This is a genomic window from Methylocystis sp. JR02 (assembly GCF_030063565.1).
In the GTDB taxonomy this organism is placed as follows: Bacteria; Pseudomonadota; Alphaproteobacteria; order Rhizobiales; family Beijerinckiaceae; genus Methylocystis; species Methylocystis iwaonis.
Map to the genome: position 1 here is coordinate 44,696 of NZ_JASIRC010000003.1, position 22,531 is coordinate 67,226.

Annotated in this window: 17 protein-coding genes and 7 pseudogenes; 9 read left to right on the top strand and 15 right to left on the bottom strand. The window is 59.1% G+C overall.

From position 1 onward, the window contains the following. Positions 1–306: 306 nt before the first annotated feature. A complete protein-coding gene (locus QNA11_RS20005) occupies positions 307–2,100 on the bottom strand; it encodes an ABC transporter ATP-binding protein/permease (protein ID WP_281932581.1) in 1,794 nt (597 codons plus the stop codon). A gap of 529 nt (positions 2,101–2,629) precedes the next feature. Here QNA11_RS20005 and lysM point away from each other — a divergent pair. Beyond that, positions 2,630–3,070 carry a peptidoglycan-binding protein LysM gene (gene lysM / locus QNA11_RS20010; protein WP_281932582.1) on the top strand — a complete coding sequence of 147 codons (441 nt, stop codon included), beginning with the start codon at positions 2,630–2,632 and terminating at the stop codon, positions 3,068–3,070. A gap of 196 nt (positions 3,071–3,266) precedes the next feature. Here the strand turns inward: lysM and QNA11_RS20015 are convergent, their stop codons facing one another. After that, positions 3,267–3,563 carry a hypothetical protein gene (locus QNA11_RS20015; protein WP_281932583.1) on the bottom strand — a complete coding sequence of 99 codons (297 nt, stop codon included), beginning with the start codon at positions 3,561–3,563 and terminating at the stop codon, positions 3,267–3,269. Positions 3,564–3,934: 371 nt separating this feature from the next. Between QNA11_RS20015 and QNA11_RS20020 the strand changes: the two are divergent. After that, positions 3,935–4,615, top strand: a pseudogene (locus QNA11_RS20020) (IS6 family transposase). Positions 4,616–4,962: 347 nt separating this feature from the next. Here the strand turns inward: QNA11_RS20020 and QNA11_RS20025 are convergent. Next, positions 4,963–5,472, bottom strand: coding sequence for an IS6 family transposase (locus QNA11_RS20025; protein ID WP_283484507.1), 510 nt, complete (start codon positions 5,470–5,472; stop codon positions 4,963–4,965). A 363-nt stretch (positions 5,473–5,835) separates the two neighbouring features. Here QNA11_RS20025 and QNA11_RS20030 point away from each other — a divergent pair. The 4 genes and pseudogenes from QNA11_RS20030 (at position 5,836) to QNA11_RS20045 (ending at position 10,492) form a co-directional block, all read left to right on the top strand. Next, a pseudogene (locus tag QNA11_RS20030) lies at positions 5,836–6,862 on the top strand (IS110 family RNA-guided transposase). Between the two features lie 592 nt (positions 6,863–7,454). After that, positions 7,455–8,072 (top strand): hypothetical protein, encoded by a 618-nt coding sequence (locus tag QNA11_RS20035; protein WP_283484508.1) that lies wholly within the window; start codon positions 7,455–7,457, stop codon positions 8,070–8,072. 37 nt (positions 8,073–8,109) lie between these two features. Beyond that, on the top strand, positions 8,110–9,465 hold the full coding sequence (locus QNA11_RS20040) for a transposase (protein ID WP_283481505.1): 1,356 nt from the start codon (positions 8,110–8,112) through the stop codon (positions 9,463–9,465). A gap of 100 nt (positions 9,466–9,565) precedes the next feature. Further along, positions 9,566–10,492: a cytochrome B6 gene (locus QNA11_RS20045; RefSeq protein ID WP_349362233.1), complete on the top strand. Its 927-nt coding sequence runs from the start codon at positions 9,566–9,568 to the stop codon at positions 10,490–10,492. Between the two features lie 836 nt (positions 10,493–11,328). Here QNA11_RS20045 and tnpC read toward each other — a convergent pair. The 9 genes and pseudogenes from tnpC to QNA11_RS20090 form a co-directional block, all read right to left on the bottom strand. Further along, positions 11,329–12,864: an IS66 family transposase gene (gene tnpC, locus QNA11_RS20050; RefSeq protein ID WP_281932585.1), complete on the bottom strand. Its 1,536-nt coding sequence runs from the start codon at positions 12,862–12,864 to the stop codon at positions 11,329–11,331. 70 nt (positions 12,865–12,934) lie between these two features. After that, positions 12,935–13,291, bottom strand: coding sequence for an IS66 family insertion sequence element accessory protein TnpB (gene tnpB / locus QNA11_RS20055; protein WP_165056354.1), 357 nt, complete (start codon positions 13,289–13,291; stop codon positions 12,935–12,937). Then, positions 13,288–13,713, bottom strand: a complete 426-nt coding sequence (tnpA, locus tag QNA11_RS20060) for an IS66-like element accessory protein TnpA (protein WP_413661933.1) — start codon at positions 13,711–13,713, stop codon at positions 13,288–13,290. The genes tnpB and tnpA overlap by 4 nt, the downstream gene beginning before the upstream one ends. Positions 13,714–13,895: 182 nt before the next feature. After that, positions 13,896–14,375 (bottom strand): hypothetical protein, encoded by a 480-nt coding sequence (locus QNA11_RS20065; RefSeq protein WP_281932586.1) that lies wholly within the window; start codon positions 14,373–14,375, stop codon positions 13,896–13,898. 274 nt (positions 14,376–14,649) lie between these two features. After that, positions 14,650–15,119: pseudogene (locus QNA11_RS20865) on the bottom strand (IS6 family transposase); the annotation flags it as partial. Between the two features lie 306 nt (positions 15,120–15,425). Beyond that, positions 15,426–15,887 (bottom strand): PRC-barrel domain-containing protein, encoded by a 462-nt coding sequence (locus QNA11_RS20075; protein WP_281932587.1) that lies wholly within the window; start codon positions 15,885–15,887, stop codon positions 15,426–15,428. Between the two features lie 238 nt (positions 15,888–16,125). Next, positions 16,126–16,311, bottom strand: a pseudogene (locus tag QNA11_RS20080) (transposase); the annotation flags it as partial. 38 nt (positions 16,312–16,349) lie between these two features. Further along, positions 16,350–16,796, bottom strand: a complete 447-nt coding sequence (locus QNA11_RS20085) for a GlsB/YeaQ/YmgE family stress response membrane protein (protein ID WP_349362234.1) — start codon at positions 16,794–16,796, stop codon at positions 16,350–16,352. Positions 16,797–16,839: 43 nt separating this feature from the next. Continuing rightward, positions 16,840–17,254 (bottom strand): annotated as a pseudogene (locus QNA11_RS20090) (transposase). A 574-nt stretch (positions 17,255–17,828) separates the two neighbouring features. Between QNA11_RS20090 and QNA11_RS20095 the strand changes: the two are divergent. Beyond that, positions 17,829–18,500, top strand: a complete 672-nt coding sequence (locus QNA11_RS20095) for an IS6 family transposase (RefSeq protein WP_281932588.1) — start codon at positions 17,829–17,831, stop codon at positions 18,498–18,500. A gap of 126 nt (positions 18,501–18,626) precedes the next feature. Here QNA11_RS20095 and QNA11_RS20100 read toward each other — a convergent pair whose 3' ends face one another. Continuing rightward, complete coding sequence (locus QNA11_RS20100; protein ID WP_165056231.1) at positions 18,627–18,962, bottom strand: hypothetical protein; 336 nt, start codon at positions 18,960–18,962, stop codon at positions 18,627–18,629. A 343-nt stretch (positions 18,963–19,305) separates the two neighbouring features. Between QNA11_RS20100 and QNA11_RS20105 the strand changes: the two genes are divergently transcribed. After that, the gene (locus QNA11_RS20105; protein WP_281932589.1) at positions 19,306–19,515 is read left to right on the top strand and encodes a hypothetical protein; all 210 of its coding nucleotides are present in this window, start codon (positions 19,306–19,308) and stop codon (positions 19,513–19,515) included. A gap of 168 nt (positions 19,516–19,683) precedes the next feature. On the opposite strand, the pseudogene QNA11_RS20110 reads toward QNA11_RS20105, so the two are convergent. Together QNA11_RS20110 and QNA11_RS20115 are read right to left on the bottom strand one after the other, a co-directional pair. Continuing rightward, positions 19,684–20,352 (bottom strand): annotated as a pseudogene (locus QNA11_RS20110) (IS701 family transposase); the annotation flags it as partial. 57 nt (positions 20,353–20,409) lie between these two features. Then, positions 20,410–21,130: pseudogene (locus QNA11_RS20115) on the bottom strand (IS6 family transposase). 342 nt (positions 21,131–21,472) lie between these two features. Between QNA11_RS20115 and QNA11_RS20120 the strand changes: the two are divergent. Beyond that, positions 21,473–22,474, top strand: coding sequence for a complex I NDUFA9 subunit family protein (locus QNA11_RS20120; RefSeq protein ID WP_281932590.1), 1,002 nt, complete (start codon positions 21,473–21,475; stop codon positions 22,472–22,474). The last annotated feature ends 57 nt before the right edge of the window (positions 22,475–22,531 follow it).

Below are 22,531 nucleotides of genomic sequence, written 5' to 3' on the forward strand. Positions count from 1 at the left end.
GAGGATACAGTCCCGCCGCAGTGCTTCAGCTCGGCCGTGGAGAAGGCATAAGGAGGGCGTCCGCGCCCGACCAGCTTGACCCACCTCGCAAGCGGATCCCGATAACAACTTATTATGAACGGCATCATCTACCTCGTCGGTCTGATCGTGATCATCCTGGCCATTCTTTCGTTCCTCGGCCTGCGCTGAGCAGTGACGCAGCTAGGTCAGCGCTTTTTCCGGAGCGAAGCGTACCTCAGCGGCCAAGTCTTAATGACTGCCTTTTGCTCCGCCATTGGCCCCTCGTTTGTCTCACCTTCCATCATTCTAGCTGGTCGGCGCTTCGCGCAGATCCTGCAATACATCGGATGACAACGCTCGACGAAAATCTGCAACTCCTTGGCCATTCGAGGCGGGTTTCGCTTTAAGCTGAATCTCGCGGTCGTAGAAGCGTTCGTCGACGTTTCGTCTTGCGGCGTGGATGATGGTCGAGTTGGGTGCTTCTTCGCTAAGCAGTTCCATCAGCCGAGTCTGACTGAGATCGTCGAGGGCCGAGGCGGGTTCGTCCATGATGATGATGTCGGGTGGCTTCAACAGCACACGCGCGAAACCAAGCTGTTGCTGTTCGCCGCCCGAAAGCACATCGGACCAGTTCTGTTCCTCGTCCAATCGCGACACGAGATGAGCGAGCCCGCAGGTGACGAGGATTTTTTCTATGCGCGCGGGGTCCGGCGGGGTGGCGTCATGGGGATAGTTGAGCGCATCCCGCAGAGTGCCCCGCGGCATGTAAGGCTGCTGCGGCATGAATGCGACGCGCGCGTCCCTCGGACGAAGAATGCTACCGCTGCCCCAAGGCCACAATCCGGCAATTGCGCGAATCAGCGTGCTCTTGCCGGCGCCGGATTCTCCCTCCACGAGTATTTTCTCGCCGCGTCTGATCACTGCATCGGTGTCAGCGAGCATCTGCGCGCCATCATGCTGGGCGATGGATAGTCCACAGAGATGCAATGCGCCATCGTTGCTGAAGGCGAGATCGATCATCTTGTCCTCGACTCCGATGGCGAGCTTGTCGAGATTGTCGAAGAAGAGGTCGAGGGCCGCGACGCGTCGCGCCGAGGCGAACCAGTCGGCGAGGCGCATCGAGTTGTCGGCCAGCCAGTTGAGTGCTAGTTGCACTTGTATAAAGGCCGCCGCCGCTTGCATGATGTCGCCGAGCGACATGTCTCCGGCGAGATATTTGGGCGCGCCCAGCATGAGCGGGATGACGGGCGCGAGAACGTTATTGCCACTCGACAAGAACAACATGCGCGCCTGTCGTCCAATTACCGCAACCCAGCACAGAGCGACTTGATCGAATCGCGTGCAGTGACGCTCCCGCTCTGTGTCGTCGCCGCCGATGAGTGCGATCGTTTCGGCGTTCTCGCGCGTGTGCGAGAGCTCAAAGCGAAAATCTGCCTCAGCAACAGCCTTCCCCTCGACGCGCGAGACGAGCGGCCTCCCCAAAAGCAACATGCCGTAGGACGTGCATGCGGAATAGAACACGACGGCGATCACAAGATAACCGGGGACCGTTACGCCCCAGAGGGTTAAAGAGCCGCCGATGAACCACAAAACGCTGACGAAGGAGGCCGCCATGAGTAGAGCATTCGTGACGCCGGTCGCAAAATCGACGAAGAGCTCAATGGCAATCCGCCCGTCCTCAGCGATGCGCGCTTCCGGATTATCGACAAGCCGAAGGACGGTGAGCTGATAAAAGCGGCGGCGCTCCATCCAGCGCCTCACAAGCGTTCGCGTCAACCATTCTCGCCAGCGCAACTGAAAGCGCATGCGCATTTGCAGCAGCGCGACGCTCGTCATTGACGAGGTCAAGGCAAGCGCCAGCATGAGGCCCATGCCGAGAAGGAGCAGGCGCTGGTCCTTGCTCTGCAGCGCGTCAAAGAAAAACTTGTTCCACCGGTTCACGGCGATAGCAGGGAGGAGATTCAAGACCAGGCAGCCAAAGAGGCCAAGTACAAACAGGGCAGCCTTGCCGCGTGTTGACCCTGTCCAGAAGCCGGACGAGAGAGATACGAAGTGACGTAGGAGCCATGCGTCAGCGGTTGAACGAAGAGCTTCAGACATAGAGAACCTCAAACGCACGCGTGGTCTGTCATAAGCTCAACAGCTGTTGTCATGCGGCGCTTGCGATGGCGCCTCGAAAGCACGTTCAATTCCGATTTTCTCGCTTGCGCTCCTGTCGTTCGTTGGAAATGCGACACAGCGGAAATTGATATGGCTGACAGCGCGTCCCTCTGACGGTCTGAGAGCGGCAATGTGTCATGCCCGGACGTCAGTAATGATCATGGTGTCAGAAGGCTTCTCATAGGGTTCGCCTGACAGTGAGGAATCGAGATCCTCCACTGCAAGAACGACGGCCTTCGCCATCGGTTCGGACATAGGAGGGATTGGTTTCACCATAGACGACACGAAGTGACGATTCAGCCTCGGAATCTACCTACGGCCGCTACGCTGTGCCTTAGCGTTCAGAATGGCCTCTGAGCTGATTGTCCAGGAACGACTTTACGGTCTCTAGAGTTGTGCCCGTGGCGAAAAGCCAGTGATATCGGCGCTGCGCGAGGTCAATCGCCTGTGCGAGGCAGAGGAGGCTAAAATGGGCCTTTTGGATTTTATAACAGGCAAGGGTAAAGCCGCGCCCACCGCAACAGGCGCCATCACTCCGGTTGCTGCCGAAGACCTGAAGAAAGAAATCGCGAAGCAGGGTGTCGATGCATCCAAGATCGACATTAAGATCGACGGTGACAGGGTGACGCTCAGCGGCAGCGCACTCACGTCGGCAGATGTGGATAAGATTGTTCGCGCTGTCGACACAGCCAAGGGGGTGGCTAGGGTCGAGAACAACATTGTCGCCGCGAACGCCAACGGCGAATCCAAATTCTATACCGTGCAACGAGGCGATACGCTCTGGAAGATCGCTGAATCGCATTATGGCCACGGCAAGGGCGGGAGATATAAAGAGATATTCGCGGCGAATAAAGAACTGCTAAAGGACCCCGATAAAATTTATCCGGGGCAAAGGCTCCGCATCCCCTGAGCTCGAGGTGCGAGCTTGCAATCGGCGGTCCGTCCGAACGGAACAGAGGAAAGTGGAGTTGTGAAGCTTCACCTTTTCCCAGAGGTTCGGACGAATTTGCGCGCGGGTTCTGGAAGGCGGACGATCAGTCAAGGTTGGCGCCCTGGACGATGCAGTATGTCACGGCATCGCGCTCGGGCGCCGAGCGATCAAGGGCCTAATAGCGAGGGCGATCGTAACCGCGATCGCGACGTCCGTAATAATCGCGGTCCCGGTCGCGACGTCCATAATAATCGCGGTCACGGTAGCGGCGCCCATCATAGTCGCCGTCTCGGTGCCTGTTAGAACCCCCAAGACCTCGAATAACCCTACCGGCGATGTCACCTGCGTCGTCGTCGCGCACCTGTGTTGCAGTCGTAACACCCGGCACGCTGAAGATCGGCAATGCCGAGGCGCTGGTGATAAGACAGGCTCCGCTGAAGGCAACAGCGAGCATTACGTTTTTGACATTCATTAGAGAACCCCATGAATTTGTGCGCGCGCTCGCGATGGCAGATGCGCGGTCGTCCGATATATGGGCGCCTGGTATTGGGTTTCCATAGTATGTAAGCAAAGCACGCGGTCGTTATCCGGCGAGGGGGCGAAAGCCGTGCGCGTTGTTTTCCATGCCGCAGAACACGGCCTAACTTCCAGCTTGCTCTTATCTCGATGGCTGCTCTCCAGCCTTGGCGTAAGCATTGCGGTCCGTGAGCCGTCGTTCCACGCGGGGTTCAGAAACATTGCCGCCCAGGCAGGTTATCCACCGCAGGGGTTCTGTTGCGTTAGCGGAGGCGGCGCGGTTTGGGTAAGCTGTGGGCTCGCCCAACACCGTTTAGATCGGCCCCCATGATCAACTTCAAAGGACACCGCTTTGAAAAGACCGTCATCCTGCTTTGTGTCCGTTGGTACCTCGCCTATCCCCTGAGCGACCGAAACCTGAAGGACATGATGCTCGAGCGGGGCGTTAAAGGTGATCATTCCAACATCTACCGCTGGGTCCAGAAGTTCACGCCGCAGTTAGAGGTCGCCTTCCGGAAAGGCGAAAAGCGGGCGGTCGGCAACAGTTGGCGGATGGACGAGACCTACATCAAGGTCAACGGTCAGTGGAAATACCTCTAGCGAGCCGTCGACAAACACGGGCACACCATCGACTTCTTGTTGGCAGCCCATCGCGACAAAAAAGCCGCTCTGCGCTTTTCCAAGAAAGCGGTGGGGCAACACGGTCTGCCGGAACAGATCACGATCGACAAGAGCGGGGCCAATGCCGCAGCCATCGATGCGCTCAAGGAGAAAACCAGCCAAGAGATTGAGATGCGGCAGAACAAATACCTAAATAACATCGTCGAACAGGACCACCGAGCCGTCAAGCGAGTGGTGCGGCCGATGCTAGGTTTCAAATCTTTTCGCTCGGCCCGAACCACCTTGCAAGGTATCGAACTCATGCACATGATCAACAAACGCCAGATGATTTCCAATGCGGGCGGAAATCTTTCCGTCGCAGAACAGTTCTATTCGCTTGCCGCCTGAAACACCCCCGAGGAGCAACCTGACTACACGCTAAAAAATTAACGCAACAGAACCCTTTTTTCTGAGGATACAAACCTTGTCACTTGCCTCCCAAGAGAAGCTCCTCGGCGACATTAGGGCGCTCATCAATGCAGATGCCGCCGAACTCAGCTCGTGGCGGAGGGGAAGGGGCCTCCGGCGCAGCCGAATAACCGGCGTACCTACTCCCTCGAGGACATCGAAACCTTGCGTTCCGATCTTGACAGGGCCGGGAAGGGATCTCGGCGCTACGTTCCGCCGGCGAGCGTCGCCGCGGCCGAGCGAAAGGATTTAAACCCCAGCGCCGGCCGCACCACCCGCTTGATCGCTCAGTGGTCCTGTTCGACGATGTTGTTGAGATATTTCCTTCGCCGGAATTCGATGCCCGCCTCGTGCTCCGCGTTGTAACTCTCGATTGCCGCGGTGTTCGCGCCGCTCTTGTCGATCGTGATCTTCTTCGGCGCGCCGTTCTGACCGATCGCTCGCCGCAGGAACCGCAACGCCGCTTCGCGATCCCGCTTGGTCGTCAGCAAGAAGTCCACCGTGGCGTCAGCCTTGTCGACGGCCGGATAGAGATATCTCCAGGAGCCTTTGATCTTCACATAGGTCTCATCCAGCCGCCAGCTGGAGCCGACAGGCCGCTTGTGGGAACGGAACCGACGCTCCAGCTCGGGCGCGTATTTGACGACCCAGCGATTGAGCGTTGAATGGTCGACCTCGACCCCGCGCTCTTCCATCATCTCCTCCAGCTGCCGGTAACTGATCGGGTAGGCGACATACCAGCGCACGCCCCAGAGGATCACGTCACGCTCAAAATGGCTCCCTTTGAACTCGGTCATTGCGCTGTTCCGCCTGCCCCGCCAGCCAGCGTAACCCAGGCCGACGTCAGATAGAAATTTGCGACATGTGTGGACGCCCGCTTCAGCGCAAGAAAAATCTTCCGGATCGCTACGGCGCGTAGTCAGGTGCTGACATGTGTCCGGCCTCGAATGCGACTTTTCACATGGACGCCTCCCTCGAGTGAGATTCAACACCTCCACTCTGGCACATCGAGGCCGTCGGGGGGCGTCCACATGGGGTAATCGCGGGAGCGAGTCGTCCCAGGCTATGCGGATACTGCAACGTGGTGGCTGTTCTCCGATAAGATCGAAACACGGGCTCACGACCGCACGCCGGGCCCAAGCATCTGACGGAGAACGGCCTTGGAAGAATATATTGGTCTGGATGTATCGATAAAAAGATACGGCGATTTCCATTCGGCGCGGAGGCAAACGCGTCTGGCGCGGGAAATGCGCCTCCGACCCCAAGCTCATCGCCGACATTGTTCGCAAGCGGGCGCCTGCGGCGCGGCGTATCGTGTTCGAAACAGGCCCCTTGTCCGTGTGGTTTTATCATGCCCTTCAAGAAGAAGGATTGCCGGCAATCTGCATTGATGCTCGTCATGCGAAGGCAGCTCTAGACATGGCCACGAACAAGACCGATGCGAATGATGCTGACGGCTTGGCACATCTTGCCGAGGTGGGCTTCTTCCGTGAGGTTCGCGTGAAGGGGTTCGATAGTATGCTTTCCCGCACGCTCGTAGCAGCACGCACCCGCCTGGTCAGGATCGCCACTGAACTTTCGAACCAGATCCGTGGCATCATGAAGACGTTCGGTTTAATCGTGCCACCAGGCAAGGGCAGCTCATTCGAGAAGAATATCCGTCCCCTTCTTGCTGATCAGGACGGGCTGGCGTCGATCGTGCTGCCGATGCTGGAGGCATGGCGAAGCGTTCGCATCCGCGCCGCCGAACTTGGACGTCAGCTCATAGCGGCAGCACGACAAAGTCATGCTTGCCGTATCCTTATGTCAATTCCTGGCGTGGGCACGATCACAGCGACCTCCTTCGCGACTGCAATCGAGGATCCGAATAACTTCAAGAATTCGCGCTCGGTTGGCGCTTGGCTTGGGTTGACGACCCGACGCTATCAGTCAGGTGAGGTGGACTATGACGGCCACATATCCCGACGCGGCGATCGCCATTTACGAGGGCTTCTCTACGAGGCGGCGACAGTCATCCTGACGCGCAGCTCAGCCGACAGCGGCTTGCGGAGATGGGGGCTCGCGCTCAAACAGAGGCTTGGCTTCAAGCGAGCTGCAGTCGCAGTCGCGCGCAAGCTGGCGGTCATAATGCACGCAATGCTCAAAACCGGGACCCTCTTCGACCGAATGGCGGGGATAGCCGCATGACAGTTTAGAGATAGCGTTCGCACCGAGCGCGCCAGAACGTCCCTGCCGGGACGTGGGCCGAGCCATTCCGTCTGATGGGATGCACCGCTGCTTCAGCGAAGTGCGTCGTCCACAATTGAAGGCTCTTCCCGCGAAGCCCCATCGTGCGGCGACCGATGTCGACCGCGAAGACGACCCTGCACCCGGCATACGCGTTCGACGCCTCGCAAAATCGCTTGACTCTACAACCGCGATTAGACGACCCCATCAGAACCCTATAAAGCGCATCAACCACCGTCGCCGTTTGCTTCAGGGAGGCGGTCCCATACGCCTACGGCTCTGATCTCACACCGAGCTTTCTTAAGCATGTTCTTGCGAATGCCAAACATGCGGTCTCACCCTCATGACGACGACCTGCGCCATATTCTTCGAACGCGCCCGCCGGCTGATAGCAAGCGACGGAGCCCCGCTGGCCCTTTGCCTCGAAGCGCTTCACCCATTTCCGGGCGGTTCGTTCGCTGATCCTGGACCTGCGTCAGCTGAAATCCGGAACCCCGGTACAGGTGGAGCGTTCCAGTGAGGAATCTCGAGTTACGTCTCACAGGGGTCTTCAATGTCACTCGATTTGAGAAGAAAATACGGGAAACCCGTGGCGGGGATCACTCCTGCGGTCGCACTCGGCGCTCTGGTCGGCAGCGTGGCGCTACTTACCGCTCCCCAGAGCGCGAGATCTCAATCGCCCACTGACGCAGCGCGCGCCGATGCAATCGCAGTGGCGCAGACTCCCAAGGAAGCTCCGGTGGAGCGGCCGGAACAGAAGAAAACGGCCCACGACCTCTCCGATGTCTTCAAACCGAGCAATGCGGCGCCCTCGTCGGAGGCATTGGTTGGCCAACAAGATCGCGGACAAATGCTCGGTTTCGACTTCTACCGTGATCCCCTTGGCGCGATGAAGCCTGGGGTGACGTTTGAGGACATTTATAAGGCGGGCGTCGCGATTAAGCCAAAGGTCATGGCCGCCCAACGCAAGCTTCTCGAAAGCCGTTACAACCTTGAACCGAAACTCGACCCGGCTGTCACAATGTCGCGCGGCAAACCCCTCGCGGTGGGTCCTACGGCGAAATTGTCGGCGGGAATGAAATGGGAAGCGCTGGCCGAGTTGAGCCCGGCCGAGATTCGCGAGCGGGACATCTTCCCTTACCAGCCCGTTGACGAAGTCGCGTCTGACTGATTCCGTTTCCAAGTGAGATTCGGCCGAGGTTGGTTCGATGGCGATGCGGCGTGAGACGGGGACGCAGGAAGATCTGGTTGTCGGCTGGGCGGATCTGCCGCGCTCTCCGGGGCACGCATTTTACGACGAGCTTCAGAAGGTTCTACTGGACGCGGGCTTCGACGTTTTCGTCGAGAACGCCTGCAAGCCCTACTACGCGGCGAAGATGGGCGCGCCCTCGTTGCCACCAGGGCGCTATTTCCGCATGCACATGGTGGGCTACTTCGAAGGGCTCGACAGCGAACGCGGCATCGTATGGCGCTGCGCGGATTCCTTTTCGTTGCGGGATTTCTTGCGGCTATCGACGCGCGAGAAAGTCCCGGATCATTCATGGCTGTCGAAGACGCGCTCGCGTCTGCCGCATGAGGTTCACGAGAAGGTATTCGGTTTCATCTTGAAGCTCGTCGCCGAGCGCGGCCTCGTGAAGGGCGAGCGCATCGGCGTCGACGGCTCGACCATGGAGGCGAACGCGGCGCTGCGCAGCATCGTGCGGCGCGACAATGGCGAGACCTATCGCGCAATGCTCGAGGGCATGGCGAAGGAAAGCGGGATCGCGACGCCGAACGCCGAGGATTTGGCGCGTTTCGACCGTAAGCGCAAAGGCAAGAAGCTCTCGAACGACGATTGGACGAGCGCCACGGACGCCGAGGCGAAGATCGCGCGGATGAAGGACGGAACGACGCATCTCGCCTACAAGCCGGAACATGCGGTCGACCTCGACACAGGCGTGATCGTCGCCGCGCCGATCCACGAGGCGGACAAGGGCGATACGACGACGCTTGGCGACACGCTGGAGACGGCGAAGGCCAATCTCTCGGCTGTCGGCCTCGCGCCGACGCCGGACGATCCTTGCGAAATCATCGCGGACAAAGGCTATCATTCGCGCGAGGTTTTGAAAGGCCTTGACGACGGCGAGTGGAAGAGCCGGATCAGCGAGCCTTTGCCGGCGAAGGGCTATTTGCGCTGGCATGGAGACGAAGAAGCGCGCGACGCCGTTTACGCCAACCGCGCACGGCTGAAATCGGGCGTTGGACGCGCCGCCATGCGCAAGCGCGGTGAGCTGGTCGAACGCAGCTTCGCCCATGTGCTGGATGGCGGCGGCATGCGCCGGGCTTGGCTTCGCGGTCGCGAGAACATCGCCAAGCGCTATCTGATCCACGTCGCAGGCTTCAATCTTGGCGTCCTGATGCGCGCCCTCGTCGGCTGCGGGACGCCAAGAGAACGCGCCGAGGCGGCCAGAAACGCCTTTTTGTTCGTTATTCGGACAGATAGCGCCACGGGCATCGTCATCATCGCCGACATCGGCGGCGCGCCGGCCTTGCTCGCCGTCATCGCCGCTCCGGAACCCGATTAATCAAGCTGCGACTTCGTCACCGCGCTGTTACAGGGCGCTACCTCACGTAGCGCAAGGAGGTGGGCTGGGCGGCCAAGTCTTTCCCCAGATGCAAATCAAAATGTTTCCGCGGTTGGAGCGATACGACGTCGAGTTCGATCTTCCCGAGGCCTTTCTGCCCGAGTTTCCTCCGGCGATGTTTCTGCAGAACCGGCCGGAGCTCGGCGACGTCTCAAGAGGTGAAGTGGTCTCTATCAACAATTACTACAACTTATTCAAAGACATCTTGACGCCCGTGCAGCTCGATGGCTTGCGTCTACTGCTGACGCCGTTCCCTCAAGAAGAGTTCAACCCAACGGACGATCGGAAGACTGCTCAGCCCACCTTGGGAGTGACGTGCCTTGATTGCCATGTGAACGGCCACACGAGCGGTCAGTTCCACATTAATCCAGACATACGGCCTGAGCAGCGGCGCTTGCGGCTCGACACAGTCAGTCTGCGCGGGCTGTTCAATCAACAAATTCACGGGTCGAAGCGTAGCTTACGTTCGGTGGAGGACTTTACCGAGTTTGAGCAGCGAACCGCTTACTTCAATGGCGACGAAATTCACGCCATCAAGAAGGGCATGAACATCCTGGACCGGATCCAGGTGTCGCATATGGCCCAGATGCAGAACATGTTCGATTTTCCGCCAGCTCCGAAACTAACTGTGACGGGCAGACTCGACCTCGCGAAGGCCACTGCCAGCGAAATCGCAGGTGAGAAACTGTTCTTTGGCAAAGCGCAATGCTCCACCTGTCATCCGGCGCCGTTTTACCTCGACAACCAGATGCACGACCTCCACATTGAGCGATTCCTGAAAGAAGAAGCTGGAGATGGACCAGTCAAGGCGTTCACACTGCGGGGCATCAAGGACAGCCCGCCGTATTTCCACGACGGCCGGCTTTTGACCCTGGAAGACACAGTGGAGTTCTTCAACCTCATCCTTGAACTCAAACTCACTCCCGAGGAAAAGCACGATCTGGTTGACTTCATGCGACAGCTGTAGGCTCGCTCAAGAAATAATTCAGCTGGCGTTACATTCGCGATTAGCCGACCCGATCAGATCAGATCACGGAAAAATAAAAGGACTTGTGTCAGCTTGGGCCTCGACAGCTTCAAGTTTGGGCTTAGTTATCTAATTTCGGGCGCAGAAGCGGCGCTCGGCTTGCGTACGGGGGGAGGGGATCGACCCGGCGCGCGCCTGAAAAACGGAGGTTGAAAATGCGTAAGAGTGTGACGTTTATCGCTGCCGCGTTATGCGGAGCGACCGCGCTCGCGGCTCTACCGGCCGAAGTTTTTGGCGGCCCCATGAGCGCTGCGAGTCCGACGAGCGTCGGCCTAACCGCGTCGCTCGAAAAAGCTTACTATAGGGGCTATCGCCGGGGTTATTATCCTCGTTACGGTGGTTATTATCGCCGCGGCTACGGCCTCCCGGGCGCGGCGGTTGGCGCCGCCGCTGGCGTTGCGGGTGCCGCAGCTGGAGTTCTGGGCGCGGGAATCGCAGGGGCCACGGGCTACGGCTACCCCGGCTACGGCGGTGGGTATGGCGGCAGTTCTTGCTGGCAGTGGGACCCCGGTGCTGGTTGGGTCTGGGGCTGCTAATAAAACGACCTCCGACCCGCAATTATCGCCCCATTGTGAGGGCGCGGGTCGGTAGCTCTTTCCAATAATAAGTTAGCTTTCAAGATTATTTCAATGGCGTAGATGAGACTGGAATGCCTGCTGGGGCACTTCAATTGAGACGCGCTCAAGCTTTTTTGGATCGGCGGAGGGCTAGCGGACGTCTATGCGTCGCCTTGCGCTGCTTTGCGATCGTATTGCGCTTTTGCGTAACCGCTGTTTTCAGGCCACCTCTTTGAAGGCCGCGGCGGATTGTGCATAGGCCCAAGGCATCAGTTCGTCGAGCTTACTGGCGAGATGGCCGTTGACGATCTTAGAAAGAGCGTCAGCGATGTAGGCCAGCGGATCGACGCCATTGAGCTTGCAGGTCTCGATGAGCGAGGCGACGATCGCCCAGTTTTCGCCGCCTCCGTCCGAACCCGCGAAGAGAGCGTTTTTCCGATTGAGGGCGATGGGACGGATTGCACGTTCGACGACATTGGAGTCGATCTCGATGCGCCCGTCGTCGATGAAGCGTGTCAGGCCGTCCCAGCGCGAGAGCGCGTAGCGGATCGCCTCGGCGAGCTTGGTCTTCTGGCTGATCAGCGCGAGTTTTTCACGCAGCCATGGCTCGAGCGCGTCGAGGATGGGGCGGGATTTCTCCTGCCGCGCGTCCCGACGTTTGCCGGCGCTTTGGCCGCGGATGTCGCTCTCGATGGCGTAGAGTTCGCCGATGCGCGCCAGAGCCTCGCCGGCGATCGGCGCGGGACCTGCTGCGGCGAGTTCGTAGAAGCGCCGGCGGACGTGAGACCAGCAGGAGGCCAGCGACACGCTGTTCTTCTGCGTCAGCGCGCGATAGCCGGCGTAACCGTCGACCTGCACGACGCCCGTGAAGCCAGCAAGATGCGTGAGCGGCTGCTCGGACTTTCGGTTTTGCGCATAGACATAGACTGCGATTGGCGGATCGGCGCCGCCCCATGGCCGGTCGTCACGCGCATAAGCCCAAAGTTGGCCAGTCTTGGTACACCCGCGCCCGGGGTCGAGCACCGGCGCCCTTGTCTCGTCAGCGAAGATTTTCGTCGACGATCTGATGTGTTCCAGAAGCCGCTCGTGCACGGGCCGCAAATGCCAGGCGGCGCGACCAACCCAGTCGGCGAGCGTAGAACGGTCGAGGGCGATCCCCTGCCGGGCGTAGATCTGTGCTTGGCGATAAAGCGGAAGATGATCGGCGTATTTGGAAACGAGCACATGTGCGACTGTCACCTCCGTCGGCAAGCCGCCTTCGATCAGCCGCGCCGGGGCCGGCGCCTGCACGACCGCGCCCTCGCAGGCGCGACAAGCGTATTTGGGTCGACGCGTCACCAGCACGCGGAACTGCGCCGGCACGACGTCGAGCCGCTCAGAGACATCTTCGCCGATCGGGTGGAGCGCGCCCTTGCAGCAAGGACAGGCTTTATCCTCGATGTCGACGATGGTTTCGATGCGCGGGAGATGGGCAGGTAGCGCGCCACGGTTCGTGCGGCGCTTTCTGGCCGCCTTTTCACGTTCGGCGGCGGACTTGGCTTCCCCCTCCGCCGCGGCGCCCGCTTCCGTCTGCTCGACCTCTTCGAGCGCGAGCAGCATCTGGTCTTCGGGAAGGGTCTCGGCGCGCCGTCCAAAGCGATGGCGCTGCATCTCCTTGATGATCTGAACGAGACGCTCGTTGCACGCCCGCTCGGCAAGCAGCATCGTCTTCAGTTCGTTTGGATCGTCGGGAAGCGTCTCGATCGCCTGCGCCATAGTCGCAGAAGACCATATTTTCCACCGCCTTTCGCCGTTCTTCGATGCCCTTGATTCACTGTGTCGCGGCTTATCCCGGCAAGGTCGGCGCCGCCGTCTCTTTCGCTGCGCGCACGCGGCGAAAGTCGAGCCCCTCCAGCAGCGCCGAAAACTGCGCCGCGGACAACCGCATCACCCCGTCTTCGATCTTCGGCCAGCGGAACTCGCCATCTTCCAGCCGCTTGGCAAAGAGACAGACGCCCGTGCCGTCCCAGAACACCAGTTTGATGCGATCAGCCCTTTTCGCGCGGAACACATAAACAGCGCCGTCAAAAGGATCTGCCTGCATCGTCTCTCGGACCAGCGCAGCCAAGCCCTCGGCGCCCTTTCGGAAGTCGACGGGCTTCGTCGCCACCATGACGCGGATCGCGCCTGTCGGCCCGATCATGAACTCGCCTTCAAGGCGTCGATAATCGCCGTGACCATGCCCATGGGCGCGTCACGCCAGATCCAGACGCTTGCACCGTCAATTGCGAGCTCAATCACGTGCGGGCGAGCAACCGGTCTGCTCTCCGACCCCAGAGCGACGGGCGCTTCCTCTCGTCGCTCGACAACAACCGGCGCAAATGAAACAGCATCGAGTTCCGCTTGCCGTCGCGCCTTTTGTCGCCACGAAAACAATTGCTGCGGCGCCAGCCCATGCCGTCGCGCGACAACTGAAACCACCGCGCCAGGCGCAAGCGACTCTTCGACGGCTTGCGCCTTCTCCGCAACCGACCATCGTCGACGACGTTCGCCGCCGCCCGTGATCACTTCGATCCGGCGCACCGCTCCGCCATTAGGCTCAAGCGTAGGGTCAAGTCTGGACACAAGCCTTATCTCCAAATCAGGAGATCAGACTCGCTGCTTTCAGCATCGGTTGGAAGGTGGGACCGCAACAGCGCTTACGCTTTTGCGAGAATCTCATCGCCTCAATCCCATTTCGCAGGGCAACCGCTGACGACGGGCATCGTCTATCCCTTGTCTAATCCGTCGTCAGCGGCGGAGTGGCATCACTTGCTACCGTTATCGGTCTTGCCATTGTTATCCATGTCATGGTGGTGGTGATGGTGATGATGGCACCCATGCGCTGATGCTGCAGCTGGGGCCAAAGCCACAGCGATGGCGATCAAAGCTGATGATAGAATTTTCGTAAACATATCCGACTCCCTTGAGGACTTCACCTCATCACGCGAGTGACAAGATGTAGATAAGCCCTTCAAAGGGAGCGGCAATAACAGCTGGTCTGGGCCAAGAAGAAATCTACGACATGTGTGGACGCCCGCGCGACGCGCGACTTCGCCTTCTTTGGCGCGCAGAGCAATTGCGATGTCCAGGAGCTTTATGCGTTGATCGAGCAAACCCAGTATATCAACTAGGACGCAAAGGATGCGACGCGCCGCTTCCGGCAGAGGCAGCTTGGGATCCTGCACTGCCATGAAAAGCTTGCGGCCGAGATAAATAATCGGTCGCAGTTTTTCGTTATTGTTCAAGGAGAGCTGGCTTCGGTTGGACGGACGGCATGAGACGATCGACGTTTGTGTGGCTGGGAACTTAGTATGGCCGGCGCTTGTCCTTGCTGGCGCGGCTGTGCGCTTCTTGAGCTCCAATCGCCGCCTCGATCCCGAGCTGGGCCAAGCTATCGATAACCTCGGCCGCCACAGTGCGATCGACTCGCATGCCGCCGAACGAAATGCATTGTTCGCCGCCGGGCTTTGTCGCAAATTTTCACCCAAGACGCGATGAGCGCAGCGAGGATGATCTGGCTTACCCTGCCAGGGCATAGAACTGCTGCGCTGGACGCAATTCGCTCGTCGTTCCGAGCTGTCCCTTGCAGAGCGTGTGCATGAGTTCGATCCCCGTGAGCGTCGCCGCGGCTGATCGAAAGGATTTGAAGCCCAGCATCGGCCGCGTCGCGCGTTTGACGGCTCGGTGAGCATGCTCGACAATGTTATTCAAATATTTGATTTGGCGGATTTCGTAGCGCCGCCGTGTTCGCGCCACTCTTGTCGATCGTGATCTTTGCCGGAGCCATGCTGACCGATCGCCTTGCGCAGAAACCGCAACGTGGCTTTGCGGTCCCGCTTTGACCGTCAGCAGAAGGTCCACCGTTGCGCCAGCCTTGTGGCCCGATACAAATATTTCCGCCAGCCCTTGACCTTCACGTAGGTCTCGTCCAGTCGCCAGCTCCCGCCGATGGGACGCTTGCGGGCGCGGAACTGACGCTCCAGCAATGGCGCTGGCGCGCGCGGGTGCCCCCGTGCACTCCCAGCTCAGGCGCCCGTGCGTGAGCGGAGAAGTCGCCCGCGTAGCGCCAGCGCAGATCGGCGTGGGGGTCCCACAACGACGCCGGATTAGACGCGTGGTGGGTGGCAACCATGTACGGTCCCTCAACCGGCGCCGCCAGCGCCGTGTTTCAGGAACGCCCGGCTCGCACGATGCATCGCGGCGGTGTTCACCGGGCGCACGTACTTATGCCACCCCGTCGGGCGGCGTCAGATGCGCCGGTAGTCGCTCATCCGGTGCGGCGCCGTGCTGGATTTTTACTGCGCGGCCGCCGATGCCTCCCAGTAAGGCCGAGCGTGGTAATGTTGATGCACCCGTGCTTCCCATTCACGGTCCGTCCAGCTTTCGTCACTATATTCCGGCGCGCTCTCGACTAACTCTTGGCTCACGTCCGTCACGTAGCCACGACGATCTCTGTCGAATTTTAGCGAGGTCCAAGGCATCGGATGGTGTCCTGGATGCAGGCACATGAAGCCGCAGAAGTTAACGACCGCGTAAAGCACTCGGCCCGAGACCATATCAATCATGAAATGGTCGATCTTGCCGATTTCCTTGCCAGCCATGTCAAAAACGGCCGCGCCATCGATATGCTGGCTCGAGATCAGGTTGATTTTTGAATAAGGAGCGGCGGTAGCCATTTCACTCTCCCATGCGTGCGACGGCCACCGCTCGCCTTCCTGCGATATGCCGTGCTCACGCTCTTTGTAGGGGCTGAACATCTCGCATAGATCCCGAGCTCCGGCGGCGTCATGTGCGCCGTGAACGCGTGGGCCAGCGTATCGTTCCTCCCTTTCTGATTGGGGTAGTTGAAGTCAAGCTGTCCCGCCCTGATCAAATCTCGTACCGTTCCGTGGGTCGCACGCTCTCTTTGCGGTCGGCGCTCGGGCCGCCGCCTGATGGGGTCAGGAAGGCGAGGCGTCTCAATCTGTCACGACCTTGCCGGCAGCTGCGGCAGGCCAGCGCCATGCGAGCGAGTTCGTCGCCGCATCGGCTGATCCTGCCCAGGATGTCCGTCTCTCCGGATTGGTAGCGGGCCGGCGTCAAGCCGAGATGCGCGCCCAGGTCCCTCGAATGCTGGAAGAGATCCGCTCGGTCGATCGTGGCGCGGAAGGCGAGCGCCGTGATTGGACCTACGCCGGGAACGCGGCGATAACTTTGGCCCATCGTAGCGCTGTGCTGCACTAAATGGAGGGATACTTATCTGAATAGCCTTGTCCTGCGCCCGGATGAAATCTCTGCCATACGGTGATGATCAAAATCGAGCCCGCGATGGCAGCAATAAAATGCCCAAGCGACCCCCGCACGACAATACCTAAGAGGTCCGCGAGCTGCGATCCGATCCATGACCCTGCAACCCCCACAAGGATGTTCGTCAGTACCCAATTACGCACCCCTGTGTAACCATACCCGCTATCCAACCGGCTAACCCGCCAATGACGAGAAGGGCGAAAAATCCTACGTCGGGCGTTCCGAGAATACCTAGCGGCTGGTTCATCGCGACCTCCTGACACCCCTGGCAGGAGTGACAAATGGGTCGCTCTTGCTGATTGGCCCGACATCGTGAAGAAAAAAATTTCTTCATGCCAGATAAGCACAGATCGCCGAATGCAAGGCCCGCGGCGATGCATGTAAAAAATACGCCGACGCGTGCCGCAAGGCTTAGGCTAGGGTCTAGCTGACTATCGCGGCGATGCAGACAGCGGCGAGGAAGTCGGCTGCGTTCCGACCATAGCGTGTGGCGATGCGCGTGAAGTCTTTCAGCCGGCAGAACATGCGCTCGATGGCGTTGCGGTTGCGGTAGAGGAATGGCGAGAAGCAGTTCATCCACTTTCGATTCGCCTTGGGCTGTTGGGCATGGCTCTGCCGGCCTCGATCTGCCGCCGGATATATAACGGTTGTAGAGCGTCTTCCTCGGCCCGTATTCTGGCGGCGCGTCGATCCAGCGCCCGCCGGATTTCAGCACATGAACGATGCCGCTGATCACTCGCCGGTCGTCGACCCGCGCCTTGCCCCTCGTGTCGGTGGGACGGTGTGGCGCGATCTTCGCGAACTGGGCGTCCGTTAGCCAAATGCGGTCCGGAATCATTGGCGCTTCCTCGGAAGCTGTGAATCACGATGCCGCCCTCACGCCGGCAACTTTATAGACGAGCTCATAAGAGCGCGCACGCAATTCCTCCGGCAACATCGGCCCGACGAGGCGAGCCCGCGTCTAGCGCAGCACAGGCTCCCGGGAGGCAAGGTCGAGCAGAATCGCCTCAAAGAATAGTGCATCGGCTTCGGATGCCGATTACCCAGACGCTCGCTGCAGCGGATCAGTTTGCAATTCGACGGATTGACGGCATGGAAACCGTCTCCGTCAGAGACATATTATGCGCATGACAAAAAAGAAAAAACCTGTGACTGACGCCGACCCCGAAGCTGTCGAGAGTTGGGATAATGAGGGTGGCGCTCCGGCGTCAGGCGACCGGTCGTCGGTCCATCCCAAAAGCCCCCCAAAACCAATCGGCTCGCGCCACGAGGAAAAAAAGCTGGGTCCGCAGGAACCCTGCCGAGTGAACGCGCCAAACCCAGCCGAGGGGCGAGATAGGGCTCTGTCGCAAACTTTTCGGGGCTGAGGCTTGGCGTATAATCGCTAGAATCAAATTCGGCGAGACGGCGCGATGATCGAGTTCAAAGGCAGCCATTTCGAACGCGAGGTGATCCTGTGGGGCATCCGGTGGTATGTGGCATATCCGATCAGCTATCGGCAGCTCGAGGAAATGCTGGAAGAGCGCGGCGTCGAAGTCGACCATTCCACGCTGAACCGCTGGGTCGTCAAATACGTCCCGCTGCTGGATCAACAATTTCGCGCCCGCAAGCGTCCGGTCGGCGCAAGCTGGCGATTGGACGAGACGTATGTGAAGGTCAAAGGCAGCTGGAAATATTTGTATCGGGCCGTCGACAAAGTTGGCGCGACGGTGGACTTCCTGTTGACGGCCAAGCGGGATCGTAAAGCCGCATTGCGGTTCCTACGCAAGGCGATAAATCAGCATGGCGTGCCAAAGAAGATCACGATCGAGAAGAGCGGCGCCAACACGGCGGCCATCGAAAGCTACAACGCCGAACATGAGGCGGAAATCGAAATCCACCAAAACAAATTTCTGAATAACATCGTCGAACAGGATCACCGAGCCGTCAAACGAGTGGCGCGGCCAATGCTAGGGTTCAAGTCCTTTCGAGCAGCTATGGCAACCCTCGCAGGAGTCGAGCTCATGCACATGATCCGAAAGGGGCAGTTGCGGACGACGGGCGAATTGTGTCCCGCACAGCAATTCTACTCGCTGGCGGTGTAAACCTCGTCGTTGTTCCAGGCCCACCTCGGCCGCACAAAAAATTTGCGACAAAGCCAATTTCTGCCTTCCGCATTTTGTATGCGTGTCATGCTCCACGCATTGCCGGCCAGGACGCCCTTCTCGCTCTTAAGGCCTGTCAGTATTCTTAGCCTCCGATAGAAGCTTCATAATATCTTCTGGAGTCTCCATGACGTCTACGTAATTTTCTTCGCTCACCGCGAACGTGATCCGAGATCCTTTTTTGTGAGGGACTATCGTTCCGGCACTCGCAAGATTGACGAAGATGCCCGTCTCGCCATCATCCGATGTGCATTTTACCCATTCGGAAGGCATGCCAATCTCCTGCTTTGCGTTAGCCCTAGACTGATCGCCGGAAGCTGCTCCGCCCTCATTATCCCATACGGCAATAGCCCTTGCCTTCAACTCTGAGGCGGTCATCGGCTTTTTCAGATTATCGATCATCCCCTAAATATGGCGCGCCAGCCAAACAAATTCCAGGAAAGTGGATCTCCGGTGAGGCCTCAGTTGGAAATTCTGGACTCTTGGCGAGGCGATTGCGCTCGCCACGATCATGGCCGCCGCCGTTGTGAAGATCGCGTTGAACGCAGTCGAGATCGATTAATGACCGGCGCGGGTATTGTAGCGTGGCAAAAGGACAAATGTTGTCAAGGATACTTGATATCAAATGCAATAATGTGAACGTGTTAATTGTTCGTCCCGTCGGGCGATTTTTCGGCTACTTCATCCAAAAGCGTCGGGAGCTTCTTAATTCCGTCCTGCTGAATTTCTCGAAGACCGGTCGCGAATGACGGCCAAGGCTCCATTCCGCTCGGCAAACGCCAACCTGGATGGGATCAAAGATTATGGCGCTTATGGCAGCTACAATAATCTGTTGAGCTTGCTCTGGAATCCTGGCTACCCTTTTTCTCTGCCAATCGTGCAGCTCATAATGGATTTGCTCTGTGATATCGGGCCTGGCGCACCCAACTTTCTAGGAGGAACAGAAAAGGCATGACCTAGCATTACAGTTGCGATTTCAGGTGAGCACGCTTTGCCTGGGCTTGATGGGCTCTTCGCCAAAGCGACCAAGCGATGACGCACTCTGGTCGGATGCGCTTTCGAGCCAGCCGCGTTGCGATGCGGCGGATTTCCTGCATGGACCAGCGGATAAGCGACGGGCTCGTCAGCTCTGAGGCGGACTGGACGTCGTCGGCTTGCGCCGCATTGTTTTTGGGGGCGACGCGACCGTATTGGCGTGAACGCGGATCGCCGCCATCATGGCAAAGGCGAGCATGACCTGCGACACGTAACGACGCCAACCATGCCAGGAACGCGTCTCGTTGTGATCAAGGCCGAGTTCATTCTTCGTCGTTTCGAAACTGTCTTCGATCGCCCAACGACGCCCTTCGATTTTCGCCAGTCTTTCAATCGATGTTCCGGTCGGCGCCCATGCCGTGAAGAAGGCGAGATCGCCATCGGCGATTTTGCGCCGGATCAGAAGGCCGCGCGTCCATGCCTGCCCGGCGAGAGCCTTGTTGTATTCGCCAGCGTCGAGATCAGCGAGTTCGAGATAGGCCCAGTCGTGAAAGCGCTCGCCTTTCGTTCCCGCGCCCGCCGAAAGACGCCGCCACGCGGAGGCCGGCAAGCCCTCGGCGATCTCCTTCGCCGTTCCGGCGACGGTCTGGGGCCTGTCCCAGGAGTGAAAAGGGTCATTGGATTTCACGCCAAGCACATAGCCCTTGCCGGCGCGCCGCAACGCCATTTCGATGTCGCCGACGCCATAGACAGTGTCGGCGGTGACGAAGGAGAAGGGAACTTTCGCCGCGATCGCACGCTCGATCATAACACGGGCTCTGTTGCAAGCCCTGAAGCGGGGCGCAGAAGCGCGACTGTCGTAGCTGGCGGGGTATCACGCCGCCTTGAGCTCGATCCGCTCACTGACGAATTGCATTGCCTCGGCAAGAACGCAGGAGCCGATTCCAAAAGCGCGCTCGACAATACGGGCCTCGCCTCGCATGTCGCGCGTGAGGTTGAAGATCGCCGCCTGCCCCTTGCGCAGCGCCCTCATGACCTCGAACCGGGCGGATCAGCTGCTTCAGCTTGCCGTGGTCCGCCTCGACGACATTATTCAAGTACTTGACTTGGCATGCTCTGTTTCCTTTGGGCATTTGCCTTCCCTCTTCAGCTCGGCAATCGCCGCCGCGTAGGTCGGCGCCTTATCGGTGTTGATGACCAGGGGCTTCTCCCAAGCCTTGAGCCCGGTCAGCGATTTGGACAGAAAGCGATTGGCGGCTTGGGCGTTCCGCGTCGGTGAACGGTAGAAGTCGATGGTGTCGCCGTGCTTGTCGACGGCCCGGTAAAGATACGCCCATTTGCCGCCGACTTTCACGTAGGTTTCGTCAACCCGCCAGCTCGTCGACCGTGGGCGGCGCCACTGCCAGCGTAGCCGCTTCTCGATCTCAGGAGCGTATTTCTGAACCCGGCGGTAGATGGTCGAGTGGTCGACCGAGACCCCGTGCTCGCCCCATCATCTGTTCGAGATCGCGGTAGCTGACGCCGTAGCGGCAATACCATCGCACCGCCCAGAGCACGATCTCACCTTCAAAATGGCGTCCCTTGAAGTCCGACATCGCTTGCCTCCCCCGCGCTCGGACCCATCAAGCCGCAGAGCCCACGTTTTTGCAACAGAGCCAGCCAAAGAGGCCCAGTGCGAATAAGGTCGCCTTGCTCCGCGTCGGTCCAGTCCGGAACCCGAAGGAGAGATTTACGACGTGGTGCAGGAGAAGGACTTGATCACCAGCTCAAAAAGACAGGCGCAGATCGGAACCACTATCGAGCCCTTTATTCTTGAAATCTTAGCGTTCGACTCGAGTTAATGCGAACGGCGCATCGTCTTCGCGTTCAAGCCGCGTTAGTAGGCGGCCCAGAAAAACCGCGGCAGGACAAGCAAAAGCGGGAGTGGAGGTCGGACGATGACAAAGGATCAAATTGGCGCAGAACGTTCGGTGACCGTTTTTGGCGGATCTGGTTTTGTCGGACGCCATGTTGTGCGGGCGCTTGCGCGGGACGACTGGCGCGTGCGTGTTGCCTGCCGCCGGCCTGACCTCGCGTATTATCTGCAGCCACTGGGCGCCCCCGGACAAATCGCAGCCGTTCAAGCAAATTTACGCAATCCAGAATCAATCGTGGCTGCTCTGCGTGGCGCAGACGCCGTCGTCAATCTCGTCGGAATTTTGGCTGAAACTGGCACGCAAAAATTTTCAAGCCTTCACGTGCAAGGGGCTCGTATCGTCGCCCAGGCCGCCAAGGCCTTGGGAATCACCAATTTCGTGCAAATTTCTGCAATCGGCGCCGATCCTCAATCGTCTTCCGTCTACGGCCGCACTAAGGCTGAGGGGGAGGTGGCCGTTCTGGAAAACATTCCGTCCGCCGTCATCATTCGTCCCTCAGTGATTTTCGGGCCCGAAGACGACTTCTTCAATCGCTTCGCTACATTGGCGCGCTATTTCCCAATAATACCGATTGTTGGCGGCGAAACGAAATTTCAGCCCGTCTACGTCGAAGATGTCGCCGATGCTGTGGCGCTCGCGCTTGGCGGCGGCGCTAAACCAGGAGAGATCTATGAGCTTGGCGGACCGGAACAAAAGACTTTCATCGAGCTTGTCGAATATGTTTTGGAGGTAACCGAGCGGGATCGAAGGTTAGTCAGCCTTTCTTTCGGATTCGGCAAGGCCGTCGCGTCTATCATGCAACTTTTAACGACCCTGTCGCAGGGTCTTTTCCCCAAACTTCTGCGAATGACCACAGACCAGGTCGAACTGCTGCGCCACGACAATGTCGTATCGGAATCAGCCAAGGCTGAAGGCCGAACGTTCGCAGGTCTCGGCATTCAGCCAGAGGCGATAGAGACAATCGTGCCTTCCTATCTTTTCCGATACCGCAAGACGGGGCAGTATCAGGGACAGCGGAGCTAGTTTGTCTAGCAGGCTGTTGAAGAATCCTCCCGCTTCGCTTTGAGAGGGCTTCGTCGC

Excerpts from the sequence above, each read along its gene's own strand:
- QNA11_RS20005 (WP_281932581.1), bottom strand. The coding sequence starts at position 2,100 with ATGTCTGAAGCTCTTCGTTCAACCGCTGACGCATGGCTCCTACGTCAC.
- lysM (WP_281932582.1), top strand. The coding sequence starts at position 2,630 with ATGGGCCTTTTGGATTTTATAACAGGCAAGGGTAAAGCCGCGCCCACC.
- QNA11_RS20015 (WP_281932583.1), bottom strand. The coding sequence starts at position 3,563 with ATGAATGTCAAAAACGTAATGCTCGCTGTTGCCTTCAGCGGAGCCTGT.
- QNA11_RS20025 (WP_283484507.1), bottom strand. The coding sequence starts at position 5,472 with ATGACCGAGTTCAAAGGGAGCCATTTTGAGCGTGACGTGATCCTCTGG.
- QNA11_RS20035 (WP_283484508.1), top strand. The coding sequence starts at position 7,455 with ATGTCACTCGATTTGAGAAGAAAATACGGGAAACCCGTGGCGGGGATC.
- QNA11_RS20040 (WP_283481505.1), top strand. The coding sequence starts at position 8,110 with ATGGCGATGCGGCGTGAGACGGGGACGCAGGAAGATCTGGTTGTCGGC.
- QNA11_RS20045 (WP_349362233.1), top strand. The coding sequence starts at position 9,566 with ATGTTTCCGCGGTTGGAGCGATACGACGTCGAGTTCGATCTTCCCGAG.
- tnpC (WP_281932585.1), bottom strand. The coding sequence starts at position 12,864 with ATGGCGCAGGCGATCGAGACGCTTCCCGACGATCCAAACGAACTGAAG.
- tnpB (WP_165056354.1), bottom strand. The coding sequence starts at position 13,291 with ATGATCGGGCCGACAGGCGCGATCCGCGTCATGGTGGCGACGAAGCCC.
- QNA11_RS20075 (WP_281932587.1), bottom strand. The coding sequence starts at position 15,887 with ATGTTCAGCCCCTACAAAGAGCGTGAGCACGGCATATCGCAGGAAGGC.
- QNA11_RS20085 (WP_349362234.1), bottom strand. The coding sequence starts at position 16,796 with ATGCATCGCCGCGGGCCTTGCATTCGGCGATCTGTGCTTATCTGGCAT.
- QNA11_RS20095 (WP_281932588.1), top strand. The coding sequence starts at position 17,829 with ATGATCGAGTTCAAAGGCAGCCATTTCGAACGCGAGGTGATCCTGTGG.
- QNA11_RS20100 (WP_165056231.1), bottom strand. The coding sequence starts at position 18,962 with ATGATCGATAATCTGAAAAAGCCGATGACCGCCTCAGAGTTGAAGGCA.
- QNA11_RS20105 (WP_281932589.1), top strand. The coding sequence starts at position 19,306 with ATGACGGCCAAGGCTCCATTCCGCTCGGCAAACGCCAACCTGGATGGG.
- QNA11_RS20120 (WP_281932590.1), top strand. The coding sequence starts at position 21,473 with ATGACAAAGGATCAAATTGGCGCAGAACGTTCGGTGACCGTTTTTGGC.